Annotated in this window: 18 protein-coding genes; 4 read left to right on the forward strand and 14 right to left on the reverse strand. The window is 72.1% G+C overall.

What is annotated here, in order from left to right; genetic code table 11:
- Positions 1-16: 16 nt before the first annotated feature.
- Positions 17-739: a 2OG-Fe(II) oxygenase gene (locus KAK07_RS05895; RefSeq protein ID WP_210851040.1), complete on the forward strand. Its 723-nt coding sequence runs from the start codon at positions 17-19 to the stop codon at positions 737-739.
- Between the two features lie 5 nt (positions 740-744).
- Here KAK07_RS05895 and KAK07_RS05900 read toward each other — a convergent pair whose 3' ends face one another.
- The 7 genes from KAK07_RS05900 to KAK07_RS05930 all read right to left on the reverse strand — a co-directional run bounded on the left by KAK07_RS05900 (position 745) and on the right by KAK07_RS05930 (position 8,596).
- Complete coding sequence (locus KAK07_RS05900) at positions 745-1,506, reverse strand: sulfite exporter TauE/SafE family protein (RefSeq protein ID WP_210851041.1); 762 nt, start codon at positions 1,504-1,506, stop codon at positions 745-747.
- A 326-nt stretch (positions 1,507-1,832) separates the two neighbouring features.
- Entirely contained in the window at positions 1,833-3,500 is a 1,668-nt protein-coding gene (locus KAK07_RS05905) for a GMC family oxidoreductase (protein WP_210851042.1), read from the reverse strand.
- Between the two features lie 54 nt (positions 3,501-3,554).
- The gene (creD, locus tag KAK07_RS05910) at positions 3,555-4,910 is read right to left on the reverse strand and encodes a cell envelope integrity protein CreD (RefSeq protein ID WP_247660851.1); all 1,356 of its coding nucleotides are present in this window, start codon (positions 4,908-4,910) and stop codon (positions 3,555-3,557) included.
- A 76-nt stretch (positions 4,911-4,986) separates the two neighbouring features.
- Positions 4,987-6,444: a two-component system sensor histidine kinase CreC gene (creC, locus tag KAK07_RS05915; protein WP_210851043.1), complete on the reverse strand. Its 1,458-nt coding sequence runs from the start codon at positions 6,442-6,444 to the stop codon at positions 4,987-4,989.
- Positions 6,441-7,151, reverse strand: a complete 711-nt coding sequence (gene creB, locus KAK07_RS05920) for a two-component system response regulator CreB (protein ID WP_210851044.1) — start codon at positions 7,149-7,151, stop codon at positions 6,441-6,443. The genes creC and creB overlap by 4 nt, the downstream gene beginning before the upstream one ends.
- Entirely contained in the window at positions 7,151-7,792 is a 642-nt protein-coding gene (locus KAK07_RS05925; RefSeq protein WP_210802498.1) for a MarC family protein, read from the reverse strand. Before KAK07_RS05925 ends, creB begins: the two co-directional genes overlap by 1 nt.
- Positions 7,793-7,825: 33 nt before the next feature.
- Positions 7,826-8,596, reverse strand: coding sequence for a helical backbone metal receptor (locus tag KAK07_RS05930; protein ID WP_210851045.1), 771 nt, complete (start codon positions 8,594-8,596; stop codon positions 7,826-7,828).
- Positions 8,597-8,802: 206 nt separating this feature from the next.
- Here KAK07_RS05930 and rbp point away from each other — a divergent pair, with 206 nt between their 5' ends.
- Positions 8,803-9,303, forward strand: a complete 501-nt coding sequence (gene rbp, locus KAK07_RS05935; RefSeq protein ID WP_210851046.1) for an RNA-binding regulator — start codon at positions 8,803-8,805, stop codon at positions 9,301-9,303.
- 146 nt (positions 9,304-9,449) lie between these two features.
- Here the strand turns inward: rbp and KAK07_RS05940 are convergent, their stop codons facing one another.
- The 4 genes from KAK07_RS05940 to KAK07_RS05955 are packed head-to-tail and all read right to left on the reverse strand — an operon-like array spanning position 9,450 to position 12,479.
- The gene (locus KAK07_RS05940; RefSeq protein WP_210851047.1) at positions 9,450-10,232 is read right to left on the reverse strand and encodes an SDR family oxidoreductase; all 783 of its coding nucleotides are present in this window, start codon (positions 10,230-10,232) and stop codon (positions 9,450-9,452) included.
- Entirely contained in the window at positions 10,229-10,924 is a 696-nt protein-coding gene (gene lptC, locus KAK07_RS05945; RefSeq protein ID WP_210851048.1) for an LPS export ABC transporter periplasmic protein LptC, read from the reverse strand. The genes KAK07_RS05940 and lptC overlap by 4 nt, the downstream gene beginning before the upstream one ends.
- Entirely contained in the window at positions 10,921-11,493 is a 573-nt protein-coding gene (locus KAK07_RS05950) for a KdsC family phosphatase (protein ID WP_210851049.1), read from the reverse strand. Before KAK07_RS05950 ends, lptC begins: the two co-directional genes overlap by 4 nt.
- Complete coding sequence (locus KAK07_RS05955; RefSeq protein WP_247660852.1) at positions 11,493-12,479, reverse strand: KpsF/GutQ family sugar-phosphate isomerase; 987 nt, start codon at positions 12,477-12,479, stop codon at positions 11,493-11,495. The genes KAK07_RS05950 and KAK07_RS05955 overlap by 1 nt, the downstream gene beginning before the upstream one ends.
- A gap of 81 nt (positions 12,480-12,560) precedes the next feature.
- Between KAK07_RS05955 and KAK07_RS05960 the strand changes: the two genes are divergently transcribed.
- Entirely contained in the window at positions 12,561-14,555 is a 1,995-nt protein-coding gene (locus tag KAK07_RS05960; RefSeq protein WP_210851050.1) for a cation:proton antiporter domain-containing protein, read from the forward strand.
- A 21-nt stretch (positions 14,556-14,576) separates the two neighbouring features.
- Here KAK07_RS05960 and KAK07_RS05965 read toward each other — a convergent pair whose 3' ends face one another.
- Complete coding sequence (locus tag KAK07_RS05965) at positions 14,577-15,044, reverse strand: cyclic nucleotide-binding domain-containing protein (RefSeq protein WP_210851051.1); 468 nt, start codon at positions 15,042-15,044, stop codon at positions 14,577-14,579.
- 206 nt (positions 15,045-15,250) lie between these two features.
- Here KAK07_RS05965 and KAK07_RS05970 point away from each other — a divergent pair, with 206 nt between their 5' ends.
- Positions 15,251-15,982 carry a GNAT family N-acetyltransferase gene (locus tag KAK07_RS05970; RefSeq protein WP_210859523.1) on the forward strand — a complete coding sequence of 244 codons (732 nt, stop codon included), beginning with the start codon at positions 15,251-15,253 and terminating at the stop codon, positions 15,980-15,982.
- 16 nt (positions 15,983-15,998) lie between these two features.
- Here the strand turns inward: KAK07_RS05970 and KAK07_RS05975 are convergent, their stop codons facing one another.
- Positions 15,999-17,747: an ATP-binding protein gene (locus tag KAK07_RS05975; protein WP_210851053.1), complete on the reverse strand. Its 1,749-nt coding sequence runs from the start codon at positions 17,745-17,747 to the stop codon at positions 15,999-16,001.
- Positions 17,748-17,760: 13 nt separating this feature from the next.
- Positions 17,761-20,733, reverse strand: a complete 2,973-nt coding sequence (locus tag KAK07_RS05980) for a chemotaxis protein CheB (RefSeq protein ID WP_210859525.1) — start codon at positions 20,731-20,733, stop codon at positions 17,761-17,763.
- Positions 20,734-20,835: the final 102 nt, after the last annotated feature.

Raw genomic sequence — 20,835 nt, forward strand, 5'->3', positions numbered from 1 at the left:
GAGGCACCATCGCGCCATGTCCGCCGAACCCCTGCCCCCCACGCCGACGACCGACTTCATCGCGGTGATCGATGACGCGCTGGACCCGGCCTTCTGCCGCGCCCTGATCGAGCGCTTCGAGGCCAGCCCGCACCGCCACCCGGGGCGCACCGGCGCCGGGGTGGACACGGCCAAGAAGATCTCCACCGACCTGCACCTGGGCGAGCACGCCGACTGGCAGGCACCGCTGCAGGCGCTGCTGCAGACCGTGCGGCGCCATCTGCGCGATTACCTGCGCCAGCACCACTTCGCGCTGATCGCCCCGGTCACGCTGACCGTGCGCCACCCCGCCACCGGCCAGCCGGTGGCGCTGGGCCACGACAACTTCGACGAGGTGGGCGCGCCGATCGCCGGCGAGCTGATGGGCGCGGTGTTCCGCATCGGCGGCGTGCAGCTGCAGAAGTACGACGCCGGCCTGGGCAACTACAACTACTGGCACTGCGAGGTCTACCCCGAGCCCGGCCACGAGGCGGTGCACCGCACGCTGCTGTGGATGGTCTACCTGAACGATGTGGCCGAGGGCGGCGAGACCGACTTCTACTACCAGCGCCGCTCGGTGCAGCCGCGGGCCGGGCGCATGGTGATCGCACCGGCCTACTTCACCCACACCCACCGCGGGCGCACACCGGTCTCGGGCGACAAGTACATCGTCACCAGCTGGCTGCTGATGGCGCGGCCGGAGCAGCTGTACGGCGCCTGAAACGGTCAGCGCAGGAACGCGTCCCAGGCGGTCTTGGCGATCAGCGCGCCCACCACCACGATGAACACGCCGCGCACGAAGCCGGCGCCATGCTTCAGCGCCAGCCGCGTGCCCAGCAGGCTGCCGGCGATGTTGGCCACCGCCAGCACCGCGGCCACGTGCCACCAGACATGGCCGGTCCAGCCGAACAGCGCCAGCGCGGCCAGGTTGGTGGCCACGTTCAGCAGCTTGGCGGCGGCTGAGGCGTGCAGGAAGTCGTAGCCCAGCAGCCGCACGAAGGCAAAGACCAGGAAGCTGCCGGTGCCGGGGCCGAAGAAGCCGTCGTACAGGCCGATCGTGGCGCCGATCGTGCCGCCCAGCAGCGCCTCGCGCTGCGGCGTGTGCAGCGGTGCGTGGGCGCGGCCCAGTTCCTTCTTCGCCAGTGTGTACAGCAGGATCGCGCCCAGCACGAAGGGCAGGGCCTTGCGCAGGCCCGAGCCGTCGATCTGCGTCAGCAGCCAGGCGCCCGCCAAGCTGCCGGCGAAGGCCAGCGCGGTGGCGGGCAGCAGCGTGCGCCAGTTCATCGTCACGCGGCGGGCGTACTGCTGCGCTGCCCAGGCCGTGCCCCAGACCGCTGCGCCCTTGTTGGTGCCGGACAGCGTGGCTGGCGCCGCCGCGGGGTAGGCGGCGAACAGCGCGGGCAGCAGCACCAGGCCGCCACCGCCGACGATGGCATCGACGAAACCGGCCAGCAGCGAGGCGGCGGCGGAGAACAACAACTCAAGCATGGCGGGCGGACAGGGCAGACAGGCGACCGGGAGGGCACTGGCGCAGCAAAGCAAACCGACGCCAGCGGTCACTGGCGCGGCAAAGCAAAAGGGCGCCAGTGGTAACTGGCGCCCTTTGGCATTTTTGCTCAACAACGTGGCAAGTTCAGCGGTCAGGTTCCGGATAGGGCCCCCGCTGGGCTCGATGCATTCTGGTTATCGGCCCGGTTTGTCTCCTCGGACCCCCTCACGCAGCCTGTCTCCTGGGAGACAGGGCAGAGAGTGCACGCACTGTAATGGGGCCCCGGGATGGTGCGAATCCGGGCAAACCCCCCGTTAGGAGACACTCACTGTGGCCCGGCCCGCAGCCACTCGGCGGCCCGTTCGGCGATCATCAGCGTGGGCGAATTGGTGTTGCCGCTGGTGATGCGCGGCATCACGCTGGCGTCGGCCACCCGCAGCCCGGCCACGCCGCGCACCCGCAGCCGGCTGTCCACCACCGCGGCGGGGTCGTCGTCGCGGCCCATCGCGCAGGTGCCCACCGGGTGGAAGATGGTGGTGCCGATGTCGCCGGCCAGGCGGGCCAGGTCGGCGTCGCTCTGGTACTGCACGCCGGGCTTCCATTCCTCGGGGCGGTACTTCTGCAGCGCCGGCTGGGCGGCAATGCGGCGGGTCAGCCGCAGCGAATCGGCGGCCACCTGGCGGTCCTCGGGCGTGCTCAGGTAGTTGGCCAGGATGGAGGGCGCAGCCTCGGCCTCGGGGCTGGTGATGTCGATGCGCCCGCGCGACGTGGGATTCAGGTTGCAGACGCTGGCGGTGAAGGCATTGAAGCGGTGCAGTGGCTCGCCAAACGCGTCCAGCGACAGCGGCTGCACGTGGTACTCCACGTTCGGCCAGGCGTGTTCGGGCGAGGAGCGGGTGAAGGCGCCCAGCTGCGAGGGCGCCATGCTCATCGGGCCGCTGCGGCGCAGCAGGTATTCCAGGCCGATCTTGGCCTTGCCCCAGGGCGTGGCGGCCAGGGTGTTGAGGGTGGTCACGCCCTGCACCTTGAAGACCGCGCGGATCTGCAGGTGGTCCTGCAGGTTGCCGCCCACGCCGGGCAGGTCTTGCTGGACCGGGATGCCCAGGCGCTGCAACAGCGGCGCCGGGCCGATGCCGCTGCGCTGCAGGATGGCCGGCGTGCCCACCGCGCCAGCGGCCATCACCACCTCGCCGCGGCAGTGGGCGATCACTGGCTCGCCGCCGTTGACCGGCCGGCACTCCACCCCGGCCGCGCGCAGCGCGCCGTCGGCGCCGCGTTCCAGCAGCAGGCGCTGCACGGTGGCGCCGGTCCACAGCTGCAGATTGGGCCGGCCGATCACCGGGCGCAGAAAGGCCTTGCTGGCGTTCCAGCGCAGGCCCGAACGCTGGTTGACCTCGAAGTAGCCCACGCCTTCGTTGCTGCCGCGGTTGAAGTCGTCGGTGGCGGGGATGCCGGCCTGCTGCGCGGCGGCGGCAAAGGCATCCAGGATCTCCCAGGACAGGCGCTGCTTCTCCACCCGCCACTCGCCGCCGGCGCGCGCGCCGGTGGGGTCGAAGCCGGGCGCGGCGTGCAGCGCGTTGGCGCCCTTCCAGTGGTCCTCGTGCTTCAGGAAGTAGGGCAGGCAGTGTTCCCAGCGCCAGTTGGCGTCGCCGCAGTCCAGCGCCCAGGCGTCGTAGTCGCGGCTCTGGCCGCGCATGTAGATCATGCCGTTGATGCTGGAGCAGCCGCCCAGCACCTTGCCGCGCGGGTAGCGCAGGCGCCGGCCGTTGAGGCCCGGGTCGGCGTCGGTCTGGTAGAGCCAGTCGGTGCGCGGGTTGCCGATGCAGTACAGGTAACCCACCGGGATGTGGATCCAGGCGTAGTCGTCGTGACCGCCGGCCTCGATCAGCAGCACGCGGCGCTTCGGGTCGGCCGACAGCCGGTTGGCCAGCAGGCAGCCGGCGGTGCCGGCGCCAATCACGATGTGGTCGTAGGTGGGGATGTCGGTGCTCATCTCGCCTGCGACTGTAGACGCAGCGGCGGGCGCCGGGCCCGCCGGCAAACCCGATCAGGCGCTCGGGGCCTCCGGACGCGCCAGGGCGAACCAGTCGATGCGCCGCGTCAGCCACATCACCGCAGCCAGCACGGCCAGCGCCGCCACCGAGCCGATGGCCAGCGCGGTCTGCTCGCGCATCAGCAGCCAGTACAGCAGGCCCAGCGTGAAGGCCCCCGCGCCGCCAAACACCAGGCCACCGCGCCAGCCGCCCAGCACCGTGCTGACATAGCCCGACATCACGCCCAGGCAGGCCAGGCCCGAGGCGGCGTAGGCCCAGCCGAAGGGCAGGTGCTCGGACAGGCTCAGCAGCAGCAGGAAGAAGGTGGCCAGCGCCAGACCCACCAGCGCGTACTGAACCGGGTGCACCGGCCGCCGCTGGCGCGACAGCAGCTCGCACAGGCCCAGACCGGTGAAGGCCAGTGCCACGAAGAGCAGGCCGTAGCGCACCGCGCGGTCGCTCATCACATACGGGTTGACCGGGTCGATCAGCGACACCGCGAGCGTCTCCAGGCAGCCGCGGCTGGCGTCGCCATCAGCACCGCAGACCGGCGCGTCCTTGAGCAGCGCCGCGGTGGCCCCCGAGGCCAGCTGGCTGACGCGCCAGGTGGCCTCGAAGCCGCTGTCGCGCACCGTGCGCTGCACCGGCAGGAACTGGCCGCCGAAGGAGGGATGCGGCCAGTCGGCGTTCAGCGTCCACTGCACATCGGCTGCGGCCGGCACCAGGGCCAGATCGCTGCTGCCCACCAGCTCCAGCTCGGCGTCCAGCTGCAGCGCCTCGCCGGGCTTCGGGGCGGCCAGCGTGGCCTGCAGGCCCTGGGTGTAAGCCGGGTGGCCGGTGCCGCCGCTGACCGTCAGCGCCTGCCCGCCCGCCTGCAGCGTGGCGCGCCGCACGCCGCGCACATCGTGCAGCGCGATCCACACCCGCGGGGCTTCGCACTGCACCTGGCCGTCGGCATGCAGCGCGGCGGGCGCGGCCGGCAAGCCCTGCGGCCAGCGGGCCTGCAGCGTCCAGCGCGACAGGTAGGCGTTGACCTTGTAGAGGCCGCGGTAGCGTGGCTCCATCGCCAGCTGGGTGCTGGCCACCAGCTGCTCGGCGGGCCAGCGCTGCACGATCAGGCGTGATTCGGCCACGCTCGTGCGCTCGCGCCCTTCGCCGCGCAGCGCCTCCCAGCGCTCGGTGCACTGGCGCTCGAGCATCGGGCCGATCAGGTGCTGGTTGGCGGCTGAGGCCTGCTGCACGCTGCGCACCGCCTCGGCCTGTCGGGCCGAGCGCTCGCTGACCAGGCCTTCGATGCTCGACAGCAGCAGCGCCAGCGCGCAGAACACCGCCAGCACCCAGGCCAGGGTGGACGACAGGATCTTCTTCATGGGGAACGCCTCTCGCTTGTGGGGACAGGCGTCCAGCATCGGCGCCCTGCGTGAGGCGACGATGGGCTGTGTGAAGTCAGTGTGAAGCCGCCGGCAGGCGCAGGCGCACGCGCAGCCCGGGCGAGGCCGCCTCGGCCTGCCACTGGCCGCCGTGCAGCGCCACCACCTGGGCCACGATCGCCAGGCCCAGGCCGCTGCCCTTGCGGCCATCCACCGGGTTGGGCGTCGAGAAGAAGCGCTGGCCCAGCTGCGGCAGCGCGAAGTCGGGCACGCCCGGTCCCTCGTCGCGCAGCGACCAGGCCAGGGTGTCGCCGTCGCGGTGGGCGTCCAGCGTCAGCACGCTGCCCTCGGGCGCGTGTTGCAGCGCATTGAGCAGCAGGTTGGACAGCGCCAGCTCCAGCGCGGGGGCGTCGCCGCGCAGTGGCAGCGGCTCACGGCGCTGCCACACCAGGTGCAGGCGGCGCTGCGCCAGCGCCGGCGCCAGGCGCTGGGTCACCTGCTCGCTCAGGGCGGTCAGGTCCACCGGCTCGGTGCGAGCGGGCGCCTCCAGGCCCTGCAGCGTGGACAGCATCAGCAGGCGGTCGACCAGGTCCTGCTGGCGGCGCACCTGGTCCTCGATCTGGCCGGCGAAGTGCTGGCGGTCGGCCGCCGGCAGATCGTCGCGCAGCAGCTCGGCGGCGCCGCGGATGGCGGCCATCGGCGCCTTGAGCTCGTGGGTCAGCGCGCGCACGTCGTTCTCCAGCCGGGCGCGGCCGGCCAGGCGCTGGCGCATCGCGTCCATCGCACCGGCCAGTTCGCCCAGCTCGCCCGGCAGCGCGGGTGGGCGCAGGCGGGCGCCAGCGTCGTCGGCGGGGTCGCCCACGTGGCGGGCGTAGTCGCGCAGCTGGCGCACCGAGCGCACGGTCCAGAAGGTGACCGCCAGGCCCACCAGCGCCGACACGCCGATCAGCAGCGTACCGGCCTGCAGAATCTTGCGCTCGGCGCGATCGATGAAGGGCTGCACCGTGGCATTGGGCTTGGCCACGGTGAGCACGCCCAGCAGACGGCCGTCGCGCTGCACCGGTGCGGCCACATGCATCACGGTGCTGAGCTCATCGTCGGGGCTGTCGCGGGTGGTGCGCGCGCCGTATTCGCCTTTCAGCGTGCGGGCCACGTCGCGCCAGCGCGAGTAGTCGGCCCCCACCATCGACGGCGTGCCCGAGTCGAACACCACCCGGCCCTGCGCATCGGTCACATAGATGCGGAAATCCAGGCTGCGCTTGTGCAGGCCCCAGATCTGCGCCTGCACCGGGCGCCGGGCGTAGTCGTGCACCGAGCGGGCGAAGGCGCTGTCGCGCAGGTCGCCGCCGGGCGGCATGGCGGCCAGGTCGTCGGCCGCGGCCTCGGCCAGCAGGTTGGCGCTGTCGACCAGCACGTCCTCCATGACCTCGCGCACGCTGGGCTTGACCTCGACCAGGAAGACCCGCATGACCAGCAGGCTCGCCAGCCCGGTGATCAGCAGGAAGGCGAACAGCAGGCGCAGGCCCAGCCTCATCGGCCGCCTTCGTCCGCGGCCGGGCCGCGCGGCCACTCCAGCGCGTAGCCCATGCCGCGGTGGGTGACGATCGGGTCCAGATCGGCGCGGCAGGCGCGCAGCTTGGCACGCAGGGTCTTGATGTGGGTGTCGACGGTGCGGTCGTTGGCCTCGCTGGCCTGTCCCCAGACCTCGGCCAGCAACGCCTCGCGTGAACGGATGCGGCCCGGCGCCTGCAGCAGCGCGGCCATCAGGCCGTACTCCAGGCGGGTCAGCGGCAGCGGCTCGCCGCCGAACAGCACGCGCTGGGCGGGGCGGTCGAGCACCAGACCGGCGGGCGCCGCTGCCACCCCTCGGCTGCGGCGAAGCAGCGCGCGCAGGCGGGCCACCAGCTCGCGCGGGCTGAAGGGCTTGGTCAGGTAGTCGTCGGCGCCGGTCTCCAGCGCCACCACGCGGTCGATCTCCTCGGCGCGGGCGGTCAGCATCATCACCGGCAGCGCGCCCAGCCGGGCATCGCTGCGCCAGCGCTGGCACAGCGCCAGGCCGCTGCCGTCGGGCAGGCCGACATCCAGCACCGCGGCGTCGGGCGGGTGGCGGCGCGCGGCCTCGTCGGCGGCGCGGCACAGCAGGTGGTGTTCCACCGCGAAGCCCTCGCGCCGCAGCGCGAAGACTACGGTGTCGGCGATCGCCGGGTCGTCCTCGAGCAGCAGGATGCGCGGCAGATCCATCAGTTCGGCACGTGCGCCGCCAGGATCGGGAACAGCTTGACCAGGCCGTCGGCCAGCAGCTCCACCGCCATCGCGGCCAGGATCAGGCCCATCAGCCGGGTCATCACGTTGATGCCGGTGGAACCCAGCACCTTGGCGATGCGGCCCGAGGCCGAGAAGACGATGAAGGTGGCCAGGCCGATCACCACGCCGTAGCCCACCAGCACCGCGTGCTCCCAGAAGGTGCGGGTCTTCTCGGCGTAGATGACCATGGTGGAGATGGTGGCCGGGCCGGTGAGCAGCGGCACGGTCAGCGGCACCACGGCGATCGAGGCGCCGGCGTCGGCCTTGGCCTGGCCCTCATCCACGTCGTCCTTGCGCCCTTCCGCCGGCTGGGCGTTGAGCATGTGGATCGACGAGACCAGCAGCAGCAGCCCGCCGCCCACCTGGAACGAGGCGATCGAGATGCCGAAGAACTCGATGATCTTCAGCCCGGCCAGGCCGCTGATGGCGATCACCGCGAAGGCGGTGGTGGCGCTGACCTGGATGGTGCGGCGGCGCTGGGTGCGGTCCATCGCCTGGGTGAAGTGGATGAAGAAGGGCACCACGCCGATCGGGTTGACGATCGCCAGCAGCGCGATCAGCGGCTTGAGCAGGTCCATGGCGCGATTGTGGCCGCGCCGGGCGGCGTGCCCTCAGGGGCTTTCACGCAAGGCGCGCAGCGCCCGCAGGGCCGCCGCGGCGCGCGGGCCGTACCAGCTGAGCCATTCGCCATCGACCAGGCGCACACGCGCCTGCGGGCACAGCGCCTGGACCTCGGCCACGTGGTGCGCGTCGAAGCGGTAGGGCTCGCTGGGCAGCAGCACGTGGCGCACCGAGGCGAGCCAGGGCTCGGTGCCGGTCATCACCGGGTAGCGCGCGGCGCCGCTGGGGCCGCCGAGCTGGTCGGGCAGCGTCTGCCAGCCGACGCGGGCGAGCAGGCGCGAGATGTAGGTGTCGCGCGACACCGTCATCCAGGGCTCGCGCCAGATCGGCACCCAGACCGGCTCGGGCGGGTGGCGGCCGGGGGGCGTGGCGTCCAGCTCGGCCTGCAGCGCCAGGCTCAGCTGCGCGGCGGCGGCGTGCACGCCGGGCTGGTCGCCAAAGACCTGGGCGAACTGGGCGTACAGGGCCAGGTTGTCCTCGGGCGCGCAGGGGTGGGTGACCACGACCTCGGGGACGAAGGCGCGCAGCGCCTGCACGGTCTCCAGGCGGTTCTCGTCCACATTCACCAGCACGTGGGTGGGCCGCAGGGCCCGCAGGCGCTCCAGACGCACATCCTTGGTGCCTCCGACCTTGGGCACTTCGGCCAGGTCGGTGGGGTGGATGCAGAAGCCGGTGCGGGCCACCAGCGCCTGGCGCAGGCCCAGCGCGCAGACCAGCTCGGTCAGGCTGGGCACGAGGCTGGCGATGCGGGGGCGCGACATCCCCCTATTCTCGTGGGCCAAAACGCAACACTCCGAGACAAACGTGCTTTACGTCACGCGCCGATCTGTGCTCATAATGCCCGCGCAGGCCGCGGACTCCCGCGGACACTGCTGTCTGCTGTGTCTGGACGCGGCACCTTCGCTTGATGGTTCACGCTGGGTTGAAGCTCCACATGGTCTTGTGCGTTAGTTGAGGAGCTTCCCCCATGGGAAACAAGCTTTACGTTGGCAACCTGGCCTACAGCGTGCGTGATGACGCGCTGCAACAAGCCTTTGCCGCCTTTGGTTCGGTGACCTCTGCGAAGGTCATGATGGACCGCGAAACCGGCCGCTCCAAGGGCTTTGGTTTCGTTGAAATGGGCTCGGATGCCGAAGCCCAGGCCGCGATCAACGGCATGAACGGTCAGCCGCTGGAAGGCCGCTCGATCGTCGTCAACGAAGCCCGTCCCCGTGAAGAGCGTCCGGGCGGCTTCCGCAGCGGCGGCGGCGGTGGCGGCTACGGTGGTGGCGGCGGCGGCGGTGGCTACGGCGGTGGTGGCGGCGGCGGTGGCCGCAGCCCCTACGGTGGTGGCGGCGGCGGCGGTCGCAGCCCCTACGGCGGTGGCGGCGGCGGCGGTGGCCGTGGCGGCTACGGCGGTGGTGGCGGCGGCGGTGGCCGTGGCGGCTACGGCGGTGGCCGTGGCGGCGACGGCGGCTACGGCTACTGATCGACGGCGGGGCACGCGCCCCGCACCCCCTGATGAAGGCACGGCAACCGCCGTGCCTTTGTCGTTTCAGGGCCCGATCGCGCCACGGGCGCCGTGTCGGCTGCCTGTGCACTGCGCCGCCCGGGGCACCGCCCGAGCGGAGGCGTTCAAGGCACGCGCCGCTTCTTGCGCCCGCGCCCGGCCAGCAGGCGGTCGAACAGCGGGTTGGGCAGCAGCCGCAGCAGCTTGGCGACCACGCCCATCTGCCACGGAATGACACGGTAGCTGTCACCGGCGGCGATCGCCTGGAAGGCGCGCTCGGCAAACACCTCGGGCGCCATCAGGAAGGGCATCGGGTAGGTGTTGCCGGCGGTCAGCGGCGTGGCGATGTAGCCCGGCACCAGCGTCACCACCCGCACACCGCTGCCGCGGCACTCGCCGCGCAGGCTCTCGCAGTAGGCGACCACGCCGGCCTTGCTGGCGCAGTAGGCGCCGTGGCCCGGCAGACCGCGGATCGCGGCCACGCTGGCGACGCCCACCAGCGTGCCCTGGCCGGCCGCGCGCATCGGGGCCAGGAAGGGGTGGAAGGTGGCGGCCAGGCCCAGGTTGTTGGTGGCCAGGGTCTCGCGCATCACGTCCAGGTCGGCGCGCTCGGCGGTGTCCATGCCCACGCTGATGCCGGCATTGGCGATCACCACCGCGGGCAGGCCCTGGCTGGCCAGACAGCGCTGGCCGGCGCCGACGATGCTGTCCACGTCCTGCACATCGGCCGCATAGGCCTGCCAGCGCTCGGCGGGCAGGCCCGCGGCCGACGCCCAGGCGGCGATCGCCTCGGTGCGCCGGGCCACCAGGGCCAGGCGCCAGCCGGCGGCGGCGTAGCGCGCCGCCAGGGCCTGGCCGATGCCGCTGGAGGCACCGGTGATGAAGACCAGCGGGGCCGTCGTGCTCATCGACGGGCACCCTTGTCCGGCGTCAGCGTCGCCCGCAGCCGGCCCTGCAGTTCCAGCGTGCGGCGGGTCTCGTCAAAGACCAGTGCGGCGGCGGTGAACTCGCTGTGGCCCTGGCGCACCTTCACCGGCTGATCGGTGCGCAACTGGCGCTCGGGCACCAGCACCAGCAGCTGCTGGCCCTCGAACCACAGCGGCACCTCGTCGCCGGCCTGCGAGCGCACCTGCACATCGCCGGCCAGGCGCACCCGGTTGCCGTCGCCGTCGACCACGGCCTGGCGCGCCGTGGCCTCGGTCTGGCGGCCGTCGGTGCCGGTCAGCCACAGGCGCACCGCGTCGATCTCGTGCTGGTCGGTGTCGGGGTAGTGGCGCAGCTTGTCGCCCTCCAGCCGCACGGTGGGCCGGCCCTCGGCGTCGTAGCGCTGCAGATGGAAGCGCTCGAGCTGGTAATCGGCCAGGTGCCGCACGGCGCCCGGCGCGGTGGTGCTGTCGGGGCGCGGCGTGCTGCGCACCAGCCACCAGCTGAGCAGGGCCGCCAGCACCATCAGCGCCAGCGGCAGGTAGTTGAGCAGGGCCTGGCGCAGGCGTTCGGTCCAGGGCAGCTGCACCGGCCGGGCCGCCACCGGCTCGGGGCCGATCACCACCGGCACCTCGGGCAGGTCGGGCAGGTGGAGTTCGGCGCTGACCGGCTTCAACGCCCGTCCAGTGTGGCCAGGTGGCCGTCGAGCAGCCGTGCGTAGTGGCCGGCCGCCATCAGCAGCAGGTCGCAGAACTCGCGCGCGGCGCCGTCACCGCCCCTGCGCGCCGTGATGTGGTGGGCCACCGCCTGCACCTCGACGTGGGCGTTGGCCGGCGCGCAGGCGAAGCCGGCGCGGGTCAGCAGCGGCAGGTCGGGCCAGTCGTCGCCGATCGCGGCCACCTCGGGCCAGTCGACGCCCAGCGCCGCCAGCAGCGGCGCGGCGGCGGCCAGCTTGTCCTCGGCGCCGAAGACGGCGTGCGTCAGCCCCAGGTCGGCCACGCGGCGGCGCACCGCCGGCGAGTCGCGGCCGGTGATCACCAGCGGCGTGATGCCGGCGCGCGCCAGCAGCTTCAGGCCATGGCCGTCCAGCGTGCTGAAGGCCTTGAAGGGCTCGCCGCTCTCGCCGATGTAGAGCCGGCCGTCGGTGAGCACGCCATCGACATCGAAGATCGCCGCCTTCATGCCCAGGTTCGGGCCTTGGGCCTGGAGCAGCAGCTCGGCGGGAAAATTGAGCGCCGGGGACATCAGATGACTTTCGCGCGCAGCAGGTCGTTGGTGTTGATCGCACCCACCAGTGCGTCGTCGTCGTCCACCACCAGCAGGCAGTTCACGCGGTGCTGCTCCATCAGCGCGGCGGCGTCCACCGCCAGCGCATCGGCGCGCACGCGCCGCGGGTTGGCGTGCATCACCTCGGTGGCCTTGAGGGCGCGCAGGTCGGCGCCGGTCTCGATCAGGCGGCGCAGGTCGCCGTCGGTGAAGATGCCCAGCAGCTGCGGGCCGTCGACCACCGCGGTGGCGCCCAGGCCCTTGCGGGTCATCTCGTGCACCAGCTCCGAGAAGCTGGCGCCGGGCGCGACGCGCGGCACGGCCTCGCCGCTGCGCATCAGGTCGCGCACATGCATCAGCAGCTTGCGGCCCAGCGAGCCGCCGGGGTGCGACTGCGCGAAATCGCGTTCGCGAAAGCCCCGGGCATCCAGCAGCGCCACGGCCAGCGCATCGCCCAGCGCCATCTGCGCGGTGGTGCTGGCGGTGGGCGCCAGGTTCAGCGGGCAGGCCTCCTGGCCCACGGCGCACAGCAGCGCGATGTCGGCGTGGCGCGCCAGCGTGGACTGCGGCTTGCCGGTCATGCCCACCAGGGTCACGTCCAGCCGGCGCAGCGCGGGCAGCACGGCGTTGATCTCGTCGCTCTCGCCCGAGTTGGAGATGGCCAGCACCACGTCGCCGGGCTGCACCATGCCCAGGTCGCCGTGGCTGGCCTCGCCGGGGTGGACGAAAAAGGCCGGGGTGCCTGTGGAGGCCAGCGTGGCGGCGATCTTGCGGCCCACGTGCCCGCTCTTGCCCATGCCCATCACGACCACGCGGCCGCGGGTGGACAGCATCGCGCCGACGGCGGCAGTGAAGGCCTCGCCCAGGCTGTCGCGCACCTCGCGCAGCGCCTGCGCCTCGATGTCGAAGGTCTGGCGCGCCAGCTCAAGCGCGCGGGTGTGACTGAATGCAGTGGCTGAGTCCAAGACGGCACGGGCTCCGGGCGACAATGGGGCGGATTCTAGGCGTGACCCCTGTCGCCACCGAACGCCCGCCCCACTCCGCCGATGGCCACCACCCTCGAAGTCGTCCTGCTCTACCTGATCGCCGCGGTGGCCGGCGTGGTGGCCTGCCGCAGCCTGCGGCTGCCGCCGATGCTGGGCTACCTGGCGGTGGGCGTGCTGATCGGGCCCAATGCGCTGGCGCTGGCCCGCGATTCGGCCGGCGTGAAGTACCTGGCCGAATTCGGCGTGGTCTTCCTGATGTTCGTCATCGGGCTGGAATTCAACCTGCCCAAGCTGCGCAGCATGCGCAAGCTGGTCTTCGGCCTGGGCCTGTCGCAGGTGGCGCTGACCATGCTGGGCGCGCTGGTCGGCAACCTGTTGCTGGCGGGGGGCTTCGCGATGGTCGGCGTGGCCTGGGAGCTGGACTGGCCGGGCGCGCTGGTGCTGGGCAGCGCGGTGGCGATGTCGTCCACCGCCATCGTCGTGAAGATGATGGCCGAGCGGCTGGAGCTGGAGAGCGAGCACGGCAAGCGCGTGATGGGCGTGCTGCTGTTCCAGGATCTGGCGGTGGTGCCGCTGCTGGTGCTGATCCCGGCGCTGGGCGACAGCGGCCAGGACATGGCGCGTGCGATGGGCCTGGCGGTGCTCAAGGCCGCCGTGCTGCTGACGCTGCTGCTGGTGGGCGGCCAGCGCGTGATGCGCTGGTGGCTGACCCTGGTGGCGCGGCGCAAGAGCGAGGAGCTCTTCGTGCTGAACCTGCTGCTGGTCACGCTGGGCCTGTCCTGGCTGACCGAGCACGCCGGCCTGAGCCTGGCACTGGGCGCGTTCGTCGCCGGCATGCTGGTGGCCGAGACCGAATACAAGCACCAGGTGGAGACCGACATCCGGCCCTTCCACGACGTGCTGCTGGGCCTGTTCTTCATCACCATCGGCATGAAGCTCGACTGGCGCCCGGTGGCCGACCAGTGGCTGCTGGTGCTGCTGCTGACGCTGGGCCCGGTGCTGGCCAAGGCGGTGCTGGTGGCGCTGCTGGCGCGCGGCTTCGGCTCGGCGCCGGGCGTGGCCATCCGCACCGGCCTGTACCTGGCGCAGGCCGGCGAGTTCGGCTTCGTGCTGCTGACGCTGGGCGCCGAGCAGCAGCTGATCGCCGCGCAATGGCAAAGCCCGGTGCTGGCGGCCATGGTGCTGTCGATGCTGGCCACGCCGCTGGTCATCCTGCAGAGCGACCGCATCGTGATGCGCCTGTCGGCCAACGACTGGCTGATGCAGTCGGTGGCGCTGACCACCATCGCCAAGAAGTCCATCCGCACCGAGAGCCACGTGATCATCTGCGGCTACGGCCGCAGCGGCCAGAACCTGGCGCGCATGCTGGCGCTGGAGCAGATCCCCTACATGGCGCTGGACCTCGACCCCGACCGCGTGCGCCAGGCCGCCGCCGCCGGCCAGAGCGTGGTCTTCGGCGACGCCGCGCGCCTGCAGAGCCTGATGGCCGCCGGCCTGGCGCGCGCCGCCGCGGTGGTGGTGACCTACCCCGACACCCCGTCGGCGCTGAAGATCCTGCACCTGGTGGGCACCCACGCGCCCAAGGTGCCGGTGGTGGTGCGCACGATCGACGACAGCGACCTCGAGAAACTGCGCGAGGCCGGCGCCACCGGGGTGGTGCCCGAGGCCATCGAAGGCTCGCTGATGCTGGCCAGCCACGCGCTGGCCCTGGTGGGCGTGCCGATGCGCCGCGTGATCCGCCTGACGCGCGACGCCCGCGATGCGCGCTACGGCCTGCTGCGCGGCTACTTCCACGGCGCCGACGACGACACCGTGGAAGAGCTGCAGCAGGCCCGCCTGCACAGCGTGACGCTGCCGCCCGGCGCGAAGTGCCTGGGCAGCACGCTGGGCGATCAGGCGCTGGCGGTGCTGGAAGTCAATGTGGCCTCGGTGCGCCAGGCCGGCGGCCGGGTGATCGAGCCCGACGACGCGCTGGTGCTGCGCGCCGGCGACACGCTGGTGCTCTCGGGCCTGCCCGAGGCGCTGGCGGTGGCCGAGAAGAAGCTGCTGGGCTGAGAGGCCGAGCGTTCCAGGCGGTCAGGCCACCGGCAGCCCGCGCTCCAGGTTCAGGCGCATGCGCTCGGCCATCACCGCGCCGCAGGCGCGCAGCAATTCCAGCGCCAGCTCGGGCTGGCGGGCCGCCATTTCCTCGAAGCGGTTGCGGGTGAGCGCCCACACCGTGACAGCGCTCATCGCCTCGACCTGGGCCATGCGCGGCGTGTCGCCGAACAGGCTGGGCTCGCCGACCACTGCGCCCGGGCGCAGGATGGCCACCGGCCGGCGCACCGGCCCGCCATCGGGCACATAGACCTGCAGCGTGCCCGATTCCAGCAGGTACAGCGCGCGGTCCATGTCCTGGTAGCGGATCACCACGTCGCCCGCGCGCAGCGTGTGCTGCTGCAGGAAGCTGCCCAGCATCCGCCATTCGTCCTTGTTGAACCGCAGCCGAAGCGCGTCATCCGCGTTCAGCGACAACACCAGTTCACTCAGCTTGTCGATGTTCACCCGAGTCTCTCCCATCCATGGGTCGACCCCACCCTCGCCGCGGGCCGACCGACCTGTCGATTATCCAGAGCGACGGGCCCGCGTCCATCGGCCGCGGTGCCTTCCATCCCCCCAGGTTCGCCGTTGGTCGGTCCGGCGGCCGCCGTCCGCAGCCGGCGGCGCAGCGGGGCTTGACCCCGGTCAGGACATCCAACGCATACTGGGCCATGCCCAGCGATCCCGCCGCCACCACCGCCTGCCTCACGCTGCGCCGCCCGCTCGATGGTCTGGTCTACCGCTTTCGCCGCCTTGACCCCGACACCTTCGCCCGGGAGGATCGGCCCGAGCTCACCTTGCGCCGCCACCCCACGCTGGGCTGGTCGATGCATGACCCGCTGAGCGGCGAACTCACCGGCCGCCCCTGGGACGACGCGCAGCGCCATGCCCCCGAGGCGCCGGCGCCGGGCGTGTGGGTCAGCCGCCTGGGCGCGAAGAGCCATGTCTACGAACTGACCCATGGCGAGCCGCCGCCTGGCGGGGGGGAGCGCATCCGTCGGGCGCAGCCGGGCGACCTGGCCGCGATCGCCGCCTTCGACGAGTTCAACGGCGACCGCGCCGCCGAGGTGGCCGCCGCCACCTGCCTGGTCGCGCTGGACGGCACCGACCAGGTGGCCGGCTATGCCTCGTGGGCGCCGCGCGGCCTGCTTGGTCAGCCCTTCCTGCAGTCCCTGTGCGTGCGCCCCGAGGCCCGCCGCCAGGGTCTGGCCACTGCCTTGCTGCAGGCGGTGCGGCAGCAGGCGCGCGGCCGCTGGCTGCTGTCGTCGACGGAGGACTGGTGTGCGCCGATGCAGACGCTGTTTGAGCGCCAGGGCTGGGAGCGCTGCGGGGCGCTGCTGGGCATCAACCGGGATGGCTCGGCGGAGTGGTTCTACCGCGTGGCCCTGGCCGACCCGGCCTGAGCGCGGCCCGCGCCGGTCAGGGCGGCGGCACCTTGGTCAGCAGCCGATCGACCAGCGACAGCAGCGCCACCGAATCGACCGGCTTGGCCAGGTGCCCGTCCGCGCCGGCCGCGTGGGAGCGCTCGACATCCTCGGGCGCCCACTCGACCGAGATGACCAGGCAGCGCAGCGGCAGGTGCGGGTTCAGTTGGCGCAGCACCTTCAGCACGTTCAGACCGGGCATGTCGGGCAGGCGCAGGTCCAGCAGCAGCAGGCGTGGCCAGTCGCGCCGAGCCGCGGCGATGGCGGCGGCGCCGGTGCCCACGATCTCCAGGGCGATGTCGGGGCGGCGCTCCAGGATGTGCTGGATCAGTTCGCGGCTGGCCGGGTCGTCTTCCACACAGAGCACCCGCCCGATGGCCTCAGGGCTCGAGGCCGGTGTGGCGGCGGCACGCGCGCGCTGCATCAGGTCGGGGTCGCCTTTCGAGGCCACCAGCGCCACCGTGAACTCGCTGCCCCGACCGGGTTCGCTGTGCATGGTCAGCTGACCGCCCATCTCCTGGACCAGGTCGCGTGCGATGACCAGGCCCAGGCCCGTGCCTTCGATGGACGTGGATTCGCGCCCCAGCCGGTTGAAGGGCTGGAACAGCGCCGCCTGCTGGCTGGGCGTCATGCCCATGCCGGTATCGATGATGTGCACCTGCCACTGGGGACCGGGCCGCTCCAGTCGTACCGCCACCTGCCCGCCGGGGCGGTTGAACTTGACCGCGTTGCTCAGCAGGTTCTGGAAGACCTGCCGCAGGCGCGTCGGATCGGCCCGCACCCCCGCCTTGGACACGCCGAGCGTATCGAGCGTGATCGTCACGCCGGCCGCCAGCGCCTGCGCGCTGACATCGCGGATGGCGTCGCCCAGCACCGCCAGCGCATCGACGTCGTCAATGCGCAGCGCCAGCCGACCGGCCGCGGCGCGGGAGATGTCCAGCAGATCGGTCACCATCTGCACCAGATGCTGGCCGGCGTCGTGGACGTGCTGCAGCTGCTGGCGCGCCTTGTCCGGCAGCGCGAGCTCGTCGTTGTGCAGCAGCAGGTGCGAGAAGCCGATGATCGCGTTCAGCGGTGTGCGGAACTCATGGCTGACGCGCGACAGGAATTCGCTGCGGCTGCGGTGGGCCTGCTCCGCCGCGGCCAGGGCCGCCTGGGCAGCCTGGGCCTGCCGACGGTCGGTGATGTCCTGCAGGACCACGCGCCACTGGCGCTCGGACAGCGCGTCCGGCGTGGTCGCCGTGGCGGTGAGCTGCATCCACCGCTGGGTCGTCGCGCCGTCCTGCAGGCGCAGCTCGCAGGACAGCGGCTGGGCGTGGTCGAGCCGCGTCAAGTGCAGCGCGAAGTAGCGCGGACGGTCCTCCGGCTCGATGAATTCCGACAGACGCCGCCTGGCCAGCGCGGCGCGGGGTTGTCCGAGCAGTTCGGCGGCCGCCAGGTTGGCCTGCAGGATCAGGCCGCCTTCACTGACGGTGAGGTAGCCCACCGGGGCGAGGTCGTAGAGCTCGAACCAGCGCTGGCGCGAGGCCTCCAGATCCAGCTGGGCGCGGCGCAACTCGTCGTTCTGCAGCTCCAGCTCGATCTGGTGCACGCGCAGCTCGTGCAGCGTGCGCTCGCGCTCGGCGTCGGAAGGCGGGGCGGCGTCCGGCGGGCCGCGTGTGGCGTCCTCCCGGGCCAGGCGGGCCAGGGCCTGTGCACGCAACTCGGCCGTGAAGCCGGCCGGAGGGGGGGCGGCGTCGCTCATGGACGATCCTCCATCAGGTGGGCGCGGCGGGGCGGATCCGCTCGGTCGTGGCCGTGGCGTAGACCCGGCCGTCGTCGCCCTGCAGCGCCGTAGCCTTGACCAGCACCTCCAGCGTGCGGCCGTCCTTGGTCAGGCGCTGCGTGGGCCGGGCCAGCGTGAGGTCGGATTCGGCGGCGCGGCGCAGTTCCTCCAGCGCCTCGGCACGGCGCTCGGGCGGGATGCGGTCGCGCACGTTCAGCGCCAGGGCCTCGGCCTCGCTCCAGCCATACAGGGTCGCGGCCGCCGGGTTCCAGGCCAGCGTGCGACCGTCCAGGTCGTGCACGGTGACGGCATCGAAGGCGTCGCGCACGACGACCGCCAGGCGCAGCACCTCGTTGACCTTGCGCAGGGCCTGGCGGGTCCGCACCGACTCCGAGATGTCGACGAAGGTGATGACCGCCCCCTCGATCACGTTGGCGATCGTGCGGTAGGGCTGGATGCGCATCGCGTACCAGCGGCCATCGCGCGTGCGCACCTCCAGCGTCTTGGGAATCAGGCTGTCCAGCACCGATTGCGTGTCCGCCACCAGTTGGTCGTAGCCGTCGAGGTTGGAGGCCAGGTGGCCCACCGGGCGCCCGATGTCGCCGGCGATCAGGTTGATGATCTCGCTGGCACCGGGCGTGAAGCGCAGGATGCGCAGGCCGTGGTCGACGAACACCGTGGCGATGCCGGTGCCGGCCAGCAGGTTGTTCATGTCGTCGTTGGCGCGCGAGAGGTCGGCCACCTTGTTCTCGAGCTCGGCGTTGACCGTGCTCAGCTCCTCGTTGACCGACTGGAGTTCCTCCTTCGAGGTCTCCAGTTCCTCGTTGGTGGACTGCAGCTCCTCGTTGACCGACTGCATCTCCTCGTTCGAGCTCTTGAGCTCCTCGATCGACGACTCGAGCTCCTCGTGCAGCGCCTGCACCTTCTCCTCGCTGATGCGCAGCGACTCGGCCAGCGCGGCCAGGCGGGTGTCGATGCCGGCCTCGGCATCGGGGGCGGTGCCGGCCGCGGCCGGGGTCTCGGCGTCCTGCGGTTGCGCCGCCTCCAGCAGCACCAGGTAGAGCTGGGGGCCGGCGGGATCGGTGTCGGCGTCCAGGGCGCTGACGGCCAGGTTCACGCTGGTGTGGTGGCCGTTGGTCTTGACCCGCACGCCACGCACCACGGCCGTCCTGCGGGCGGCAGCGGCCTGCGTCAGGGCCAGCGACAGATCGCGCCGCAGGCCGTCGCGCGCCATCGCGAGGATGTTGCTGATGCCGGCCTCGCCGGGTGCGGGCTCCAGGTACTGCCCGGTGCGTCCGTGCAGGTAGAAGATGTCGCCCTGGACGTTGACCAGGGCGGCGGCGATCGGCAGTTCGCGAAGAATCGCGCGCTCGGCCCGTTCACGCAGCGTTGTCTTGGGCAGGGGCATGGGCGGATGCTCGGGGGTCTCGGTGGGGGCGGCAGGCAGGAGCATCTGGCTCAGGGCCGCACGCGGTTTGTCCAGGTAGTCCTCCAGGCGCCGGTACACCTTGGCGCGCCGGTCCACCGCCTCGAAGAGGTGGTTGAACTCGCCGATCGATTCCGAGGTGCCCAGCAGCAGGATGCCGCCGGGCCGCAGCGCGTAGTGGAACAGCGGGATGAGGCGCTTCTGCAGCGTGCCGTCGAGGTAGATCAGCAGGTTGCGGCAGCTGATCAGGTCCAGCTTCGAGAAGGGCGGGTCGCGCGTCAGGTCATGCTCGGAGAAGACCAGCAGGTCGCGCAGCTGCTTGCGCACGCGCCAGCCGCCGTCGCCGGCCTCGGCCGTGAAATGGCGGGCCAGCCGCTCGGGCGTGATGTCGGCACTGATGCTGGCCGGGTAGGTGCCGGCGCGGGCCAGCGCGATGGCGCGGCTGTCGATGTCGGTGGCGAACACCTGCAGCACCTGCGGCGTGGCGGGCTCGTCCAGCCGCTCGAGCATCAGCATCGCGATCGAGTAGGCCTCCTCGCCACTGGAGCATCCGGCCACCCAGGCGCGCAGCGGGCGGTGCGGCAGGCGCCGCGCCAGCAGTGTCGGCACGACCGTGTCCTCCAGCACCCGGAAGGCCTCGGGGTCGCGGAAGAACTGGGTCACGCCGATCAGCAGGTCGCGGAACAGGGCCTGGACCTCGTCGGCCGACTGCTGGAGGTAGGCGGCGTAGGCCTCGAGGGTCTCGATCTGGTGCACGGCCATGCGTCGCTGCACACGCCGCTGCACCGTGGTGGGCTTGTAGTGGCTGAAGTCATGGCCGGTCTTCAGCCGCAGCTGGGCGAAGACCCGGTGCATGGCGCCGCTGGCGGCCTCCGGCGAGCGCTCACCCGTCGGTGGCGCGGGCCGGTAGGCCTTGGCGGCAAAGGCCTGCAGGAAGGCGGGCATCGCGCCCGGGGCCAGCGTCTGATCGACAGCGCCGGTGCCCAGGGCCGCACGCGGCATGCCGTCGAACTCGGTGGACTGTGGTGACTGCGCCAGCACCAGACCGCCCGCGCCCTTGATGGCCAGCACGCCCTGGGCCCCGTCACTGCCGGTGCCCGACAGCACGATGCCGACACTGGCGTCCTCGCGGTCCAGCGCCAGCGAGCGGAAGAAGCCATCGATCGACAGCCGATGGCCCCGCGCCGCGATGGGCTCCAGCAAGTGCAGCGTGCCATGGCGGATCTCCAGCCCCCGTCCCGGCGGGATCACATACACGGTGTTGACGGCCACCACCAGACCGTCGGTCGCCTCGGCCACCGGCAGGTGGGTGCAGCGGCGAAGAATGTCGGGCAGCACGCTCGGGTGGTCGGGCGACAGGTGCTGCACCAGCACGAAGGCCATGCCCGGCAGGCTGTCCGAGGGGATGGCGGCGAAGAAGGCCTCAAACGCGGCCAGTCCGCCGGCCGACGCGCCGATGCCGACGATGGGAAAGCCCGCCGCAGCGCCCGAGGGCTCCGGACCGGCGCGGGAACTGGCCGTTGCCTTGGTGCGCTTCACCACTGGAACACTCCCGCTGCCGAAAGCCGAACCATACCCCAGGAGGGCTGCGGGCCTGCGCGCGGCCGGCGGCTGTCCCTGTCACGGCCCGGACCGGCCCCT

Source organism: Ideonella alba (assembly GCF_018069875.1).
Lineage (GTDB): Bacteria > Pseudomonadota > Gammaproteobacteria > Burkholderiales > Burkholderiaceae_C > Ideonella > Ideonella alba.